Raw genomic sequence first — 6,807 nt, 5'->3', positions numbered from 1 at the left:
TCTTCGTCGGCAGCGTCAGATGTGTATAAGAGACAGGCCGGGGGCCGGGGGCTGCGGGCTGCGGCTCGGGTCGGGCTCGGCTCGGTTGCGGAGGGTCGGGTGGGGCAGGGCCCGGTGGGTGGCGGTCTTCGGGGGTGGGGCCAGGTCCCGTAGGGGGCGCCGGTCTTCAGCAGGCAAGCGGGGTTCAGAGTTCCGGTCCCGGGCGGGGGTCCGGTGCCCGGTGGGATGCCAGTCCAGCCAGTCCGGGGCAGGGGAGTGGGGGGCCTGAGTTCCGGCCCCAGGTGGGGTAAGGGGCGGTGTGGTGGCGGGCTTCGTTCGGGAATAACCGGCCCGGGGGTATGTGAATCCCGCGTTAAGTTTTTCATTACCACGGAACCTTTTGAGTTGACCCCGCGGGTATGCGATTGGGTCACGTGACCTATCGCACAATCCCGTGACGCTTCTGGGGAGCTCTGGTAACGTTTTTGTCGCGCCTCCGGGAGAGGCGGTGCAGGTCCTTTCGGTGGGGCACGACGTGGTGGTCGCCGACGTTTTAAGGCCTGTTCCTGTGTAAGCAGGAATCGGGGGATCATTTGCTACGGGGGATGGCATGTGTCACGCGTTCAGAGATGTCTGAAGCGATATCCGAAGTGATGTCCGAAGCGGCGTCCGTCACGATGTCCGGCGCGATGACCGTCGGGATGTCCGGTGGTCGGGCATTCCGCTTCCCGGGAGGGTTTCCCGGCGTTCTGTGTCCCTGGGCCGAGTGTGCCGCCATGGCGGCCGCCGCCTCTTGTCGGGCGTACTGAGCTGAATTTTCCGACGGTTTTCCGGTAATTCATTCCGGCTTTTCGAAGCCGTTCCTTACCGTGCCGTTTTGGCGCTCAGTGATGTCCTCTCACCGCACTTTCCTTCCGGTTTCCATCCGGTTGACGAAACGTGCCGCCGGGTAATTTCCGCTGCCGTTTTCCAGCATTTTCCATGGCCGGTAAAAGGTGGCGTGCAGAGTGCTTACGAAACGAGGAGAGAACCATGCAGAACCCTTACGAGGCAGACCGGATCCACGACATCGTCCGCGAGGGACTGGCGCAGGTGCTGGGCAGCAGCGTCGACGAGATCACCGCGGACGCCACCCTCGTCTCCGACCTCGGGGCCGAATCCCTCGACCTGGTCGAATTCCGCTTCGAGATGGAGACCAAGCTCGGCGTGGCGCTGCCCAAGTCCAATGTGCTCGACCAGCTGGCGTCGGCGCTCGGCGGGTCGGAGCAGCTCTACGACGAGCGCGGCGGGATCTCCGAGCTGGCCGCCGAGGTGCTGCGGCGCAGTGCGTTCGGCTACAGCGAGGAGCAGGTGCACGCCGGGATGCGTCCGTACGAGGTCGCCGCGGCGGCCACCAGCGCGCACTGGGCCGCGTTCACCCACCGGATCTTCGACCACCTGCCCGAGGTCTGCACCGAGTGCGCCGCCGACAAGGCGCAGATCGCGCCGTCCGGCAAGGTCCAGTGCGCCGGCTGCGGTGCCGCGCTGGAGGCGGCCGCCGGTGACGAGGTGATGGCCGAGGGCGTCCGCGCGGCGCTGGCCGCCCTGGGGCACGCCCAGCCCGTCGGCTGACCCGAGCCGGCCGCCGCCGAAGCCGTTCGACGTGCGAAAGGAAAGCAAGTGAACCCCCACATACCCACCGGGGCCGGTCATGAGGTCGTGGTGACCGGAATCGGCCTGGTGGCCGGTCGAATGACCGACCCCGAGGCGCTGTTCGACCATCTCGCGCAGGGGAACACCCTCATCGCCGAGCACCCGCTCCACAAGGAGTGGGGCGTGCCCTGCGCCGTCTCGGCCCACATCGACCCCGAGGTGCGGCGGTCCCTGGAGGAGGCGGTGCCGCCGGAGGCCCGCCCGCTGGGCCCGGCCGGCACGCTCGCCTGGCACGCCGCCGCCCAGGCCTGGGAGCGCAGCGGGCTGCCGCGGCGCCTCGAATCCGAACGCGGCGGCGTCTTCCTGGCCTGCAACCGCATGGTGATGGAGCCCGCCGAACTCGTCGCGCTGGCGGGTCATGTGGACTTCGAGGCGGGCGCGCTGGATCTGGACGGCTACCTCGACGCGGGCGGGCCGGACCCGCGGCGGCACGAGCGGGTCCAGCCGGACACCGCCACCGCGCGGCTGGCCGACTGGTTCGGTGCGGCCGGGGTGCTGGAGACGCACGCGGACGCCTGTGCCGCGGGCGGGATGGCCATCGGCAGTGCGTACCGCTACATCCGCAGCGGCACGCTCGACGTGGCGCTGGCCGGCGGTGCGGAGAGCCTGACGACGCTGTCCTCGGTCGCCGCGTTCTACGGGATCGGCGCGCTGGCGCCCGCCGGCGACCGGGACGCGGCGGAGCTCAGCCGCCCGTTCGACAAGGACCGTTCCGGGTTCGTCATCGGTGACGGCGCCGCGTTCCTGGTGCTGGAGTCGCGGGCGCACGCCGAGGCCCGGGGCGCGCGGGTGCTGGCCCGGGTCGCCGGTTACGCCGGGGTGACCGAGGCGGTGAAGATGACGTCCAGCTCCCGCGACGGCTCCGACTACGCCACCTGTATCCGGGCGGCGCTCGCGGACGGCGGGCTGACCCCGGACGACATCGACCACGTCAACGCGCACGGCACCTCGACCGAGGCCAACGACACCTGTGAGGCGGCGGCGCTGCACACCGTGTTCGGGGAGCGGGTGGGCCGGATCCCGGTCACCGGCAACAAGTCCGCCATGGGGCACTCGCTGGCGAACAGCGGGGCGGCCGAGGCGGTGCTGTCGGTGCTCAGCCTGCAGCGGCAGGCCGTGTTGCCGACCCTCAACTTCCACGAGCCGGACGAGGTGACCCGCGGCCTGGACATCGTCACCGAGCAGCGGCACACGCCGGTGACGACGGTGCTGTCCAACTCCTTCGGCTTCGGCGGGCAGAACTGCTCGCTGATCCTGGCGCAGGCGGGGTGAGCGAAGTGATGACGAACCTCGATGGGGTGCGGTTGACCGCACCCGGCTTATACACCGCGGCGGGCGCGGATCCCGCGTCGCTGTGGGAGGCCCTGGTGGCCGGCAAGGACACCGGCCGGCCCTACGAGTCGCTCGCGGGCACCTGGCCCGGCGCGGGCACCGTCTTCCTCGTCGACGACCCGGACGCGGCGACGCTCGGGGTGCACCGGCGGGTGCTGCGCACCTCCGAGAAGCAGGCCCGGATGGCGCTCTTGGGGGCGCGGCTGGCACTGACCGGTCCCTCGGTGACCGGTCCGGTGGGCGGGGAGGGCTGGGGGCTGTACCTCGGACTGCCCACCGTCGACGAGCAGTTGTTACGGTTCTCCGCCCTCGACGGGCTGCGGCGGGCGGCGGACGATTCGCCCGGTGCGGTCGCGGCGCTCTACGGCCGGGAGGTCCCGCCGTTCAGCGGGCTGTCCCACCTCAACAGCACGGCCGCCGCGCACATTTCGGCGACGTTCGGGCTGACCGGTGCGATGGCCGCGTACTCGCCGTTCTCCGACGCGGGCCTTACGGCCCTGGTCGACGGGGTGCTCTCGGTTGCCGAGGGCGAGAACGAGGCGGCCGTCATCGGTGCGGTCAGCCCGAAGGTGCATCCGCTGCTGTTCCCGCAGTACGAGGAGCTGGGGTGGACCGGTGCCGCCCCCGGGGAGGGGGCCGCGTTCCTCGTCGCCCGGCGCGCCGCGGACGTACCGGCGGCGCCGGACGGGCCGGCGGTGCGGCTGGCCGGTTACGGGCGCGGGTTCGGTGCGGACGATGCGGACCTGACCTCGGCGCTCACCGAGGCGGTGCGGGCGGCGCTGGAGATGGCCGGTACCGACGCCGCGGGGATCGGCTGGGTGCTGCCGGACGCCGGGTGGACGGCGGCCGGCGAACAGGCCCAGCGCGCCGCGCTCGGCCGGGTCTTCGGGCCGGCCGGCGGATGGCCCGCGGTGGCCGGGGCCGAGCGCGCCACCGGTGTGCTCGGGCCCGCCCATCCGCTGGTCCACGGGGTGCTGGCACTGCACGGGCTGGCCACCGGGCGGCTCCTCGCGGACGACGGGGAAACCGTCCGCGAGGAGCCGCTGCCGGTCGACCGGGCGCTGGTGCTGGCCTGCGGCGCACGCGGTCAGGTGTGTGCCGTCGTACTGGAAGGAGCCGGATCATGAGCCGCCGCGTCGTGGTGACCGGGCTGGGCGCCGTCTGCGGACTGGGGCTCGACTGGCAGACCATGTGGGAGGGCCTGTGCGAGGGCCGCTCGGCGATCCGCGGCTGGCAGCCGCCGGGCGTGGACGACTTCCCGGTGCGCTATGCGGCGCCGGTCGACGACGCGGCGTTCGCGGCGCGGTACGGGACCGACGCGGACCCGGCGGAGCCGGTGGAGCGGCGGGTGCGGTTCGGGCTGGCGGCGGCCGGCCAGGCGCTGGCCGACGCCGGTCTCGCGGCCGGCGGGGACGGGGCGCCGCAGGCGGGCCGGATCGGCACCGCGGTCGGCTCGGGCGTACCGGAACGTGACCCGCTGGAGCTGCTGCCGGCCCTCGGCGAGGACGGGCAGCCCAGCTGGCAGGCGCTGTACGCGCGGCGCGACCAACTGGACCGGGCCAGCGGCCTGTTCTGCACCAATGACGCGCTGGCCGCCGGGATCGCGGCCCGGCACCGGCTGCGCGGCCCGGCGCTGAACTTCAGCACCGCCTGCGCGGGCGCCACGCACGCCATCGGGCACGGGTTCCGGATGATCCGGCGCGGTGAGGTGGACGCGATGGTGGTGGGCGGCGCCGACTCGGTGCTGAACCTGCCCACCATGACCGGGCTGCACCTGCTGGGCGCGCCGTCCACTTCCGAGCTGTTCGGGGACCGGCTGTGCCGGGCCTTCGACCGGGACCGCAGCGGTCTGGTCGCCGCGGAGGGCGCGGCGATGCTGGTGCTGGAGAGCGAGGAGAGCGCCCGGCGGCGGGGCGCGACCGTCTACGCCGAGGTGGCGGGTTTTGGTAGCTCCCTCGACGCCTATCAGGTCACCGCCCCGCATCCGGACGGCGTGGGCGCGGCGCTGGCAATGCGCCGGGCGCTGGCCGACGGCGGGGTGGACCCGGAGGCGGTGGACTCGGTCAATGCGCACGGCACGTCCACGCCCCTGAACGATCCGATCGAGACCCGGGCGATCAAGGACGTCTTCGCCGGCGGTGAGCACTACCGGAAGCTGGCGGTGACGGCCAACAAGACGATGCTCGGGCATCTGATCGCGGCGGCCGGCGCGCCCGAGCTGATCGCGACGGTGCTGTCCGTGCGCGACGGCATCGTGCCCCCCACGCTCAACCTCACGAACCCGGACCCGGCCTGCGATCTCGATTACGTCCCGGACAAGGCCCGGCACCAGGAGGTGTCGGTGGCAGTGAGCAATTCCTTCGGCTTCGGCGGCCTCAACGCCAGTCTGGTGGTACGCGGTTATGACGACTGACCTCCCGAGTACGAACCCCTCGGACGAGCTCCACGACAACACCGACCCCCACACCCCCGACCTCTCTCGTGCGGCCTTCGACCCGGACGCGGTCGTCGTCACCGGCATCGGCGCGGTGCTGCCCACCGGGCGCGGCCCCGAGGCGCTGTGGTCGGCCTGGCGGCAGGCGCAGCCGGCGCTGTCGCCGTACCGGGACCCGTATGTGCGGACCCGGAAGATCAGCCACTTCGGGCATGTGCCGGACGCGCTCCAGGAGGAGAGCCGGGACAGCGTCCCGCACAAGCTGCGCAAGTTCGGGACGCCGTTCACGTTCAACGCGGTGCTGGCCGCGCAGGACGCGATGGCGGCGGCCGGGGAGAGCTGGCAGCAGGTGCCGGAGGAGCGGCGCGGACTGTACGTCGCGCAGGACGACTCCACCGACCTGAGTGCGGCGGCCTTCCACAAGGCGCTGGACAACGCCCGCACGGACCACTCGCCGGAGGCGGGGGTGAGCATGACGCGGCTGGTGGCGGAGGCGTTCGGCAACGCGGCCACCTTCAACCCGTTCACCGTCATCCGGGCGCTGAACAACAACACCCTCGCGTTGATCAGCATCGCGCAGCGCTTCCGGGGGGACTGTGCGGCGTTCGTGCAGGACGCCGGGGCGGCGCTGGGAGCCTTGCAGCGGGCCGCTTTCACGCTGCGCGAGGGGACGTGCGACACCGCGCTGGTGGTCGGCGCCGGCAGCTACAACGAGCCGCTGAAGCTGGCCGCGCAGTACCGCGCCGGCCATCTGACGCCCGGTGGGCCCGACGGGGCGGCGCTGCGCAGCTTCGACGCCGAGCGGGACGGCACCGTGCTGGCCGAGGGCGCGGTGGCGCTGGTGCTGGAGCGGGCCGGGGACGCGGTGGCGCGCGGGGCGCGGCCGCTGGTGACGTTCCTGGGGGCGGCGCTGCGGCCGGCGGTGGACAGCGGCGTCGGCCCGTCCGCGCTCGCCGAGGGCCCGCGCGGGTTGCTGGCCGAGCACGGCCTGACGCCCGACACGCTGGGCGCCGTCCTCGCCGACGGCAAGGGCACCGTCCGGCACGACGCCGCGGAGGCGGAGCTGCTGCGGGCGCTGCTGAAGGACAGCGGGGTTCCGGTCGGCTCGCTGCGGCCGGTCACCGGCACCCTCGGTGCCGCCGGGCCGCTGGCCGAACTCGCCCTGGCGCCACACCTGTTCGCCACCGGGGAGCTGCCGCAGATCGCGCATCTGCGGACCCCGCCGGACGACGGCACCGACTTCGTCATGGGCGCGCCCAGGAAGCGGCGGATCGACTCCGTCCTGAGTCTGCACAGCACCTTCAACGGGTTCGCCGGAGCCCTGCTGGCCCAGCGGCCGCACACGGACTGACGCACGAGGGGACACCAAC

At 72.7% G+C, this 6,807-nt stretch carries 5 protein-coding genes; all 5 read left to right on the top strand.

Going from position 1 to position 6,807, the window contains the following annotated elements; genetic code table 11:
- The first annotated feature begins 1,011 nt into the window (after nucleotides 1-1,011).
- From IG62_RS0128470 to IG62_RS0128450, 5 genes are read left to right on the top strand one after another with little or no spacing between them, the layout of a single operon-like run.
- Nucleotides 1,012-1,590, top strand: a complete 579-nt coding sequence (locus IG62_RS0128470) for an acyl carrier protein (RefSeq protein WP_030809364.1) — start codon at nucleotides 1,012-1,014, stop codon at nucleotides 1,588-1,590.
- Between the two features lie 48 nt (nucleotides 1,591-1,638).
- Nucleotides 1,639-2,943 carry a beta-ketoacyl-[acyl-carrier-protein] synthase family protein gene (locus IG62_RS0128465; RefSeq protein WP_030809361.1) on the top strand — a complete coding sequence of 435 codons (1,305 nt, stop codon included), beginning with the start codon at nucleotides 1,639-1,641 and terminating at the stop codon, nucleotides 2,941-2,943.
- 8 nt (nucleotides 2,944-2,951) lie between these two features.
- Entirely contained in the window at nucleotides 2,952-4,130 is a 1,179-nt protein-coding gene (locus IG62_RS0128460) for a beta-ketoacyl synthase N-terminal-like domain-containing protein (protein WP_030809358.1), read from the top strand.
- Nucleotides 4,127-5,416: a beta-ketoacyl-[acyl-carrier-protein] synthase family protein gene (locus IG62_RS0128455; protein ID WP_030809355.1), complete on the top strand. Its 1,290-nt coding sequence runs from the start codon at nucleotides 4,127-4,129 to the stop codon at nucleotides 5,414-5,416. Before IG62_RS0128460 ends, IG62_RS0128455 begins: the two co-directional genes overlap by 4 nt.
- Nucleotides 5,406-6,788, top strand: a complete 1,383-nt coding sequence (locus IG62_RS0128450; protein ID WP_078872298.1) for a beta-ketoacyl synthase N-terminal-like domain-containing protein — start codon at nucleotides 5,406-5,408, stop codon at nucleotides 6,786-6,788. The genes IG62_RS0128455 and IG62_RS0128450 overlap by 11 nt, the downstream gene beginning before the upstream one ends.
- The last annotated feature ends 19 nt before the right edge of the window (nucleotides 6,789-6,807 follow it).

This window comes from Streptomyces sp. NRRL S-337 (assembly GCF_000720175.1).
Taxonomy (GTDB): Bacteria; Actinomycetota; Actinomycetes; order Streptomycetales; family Streptomycetaceae; genus Streptomyces; species Streptomyces siderophoricus.
This window is presented reverse-complemented; position numbering and strand designations above follow the sequence as displayed.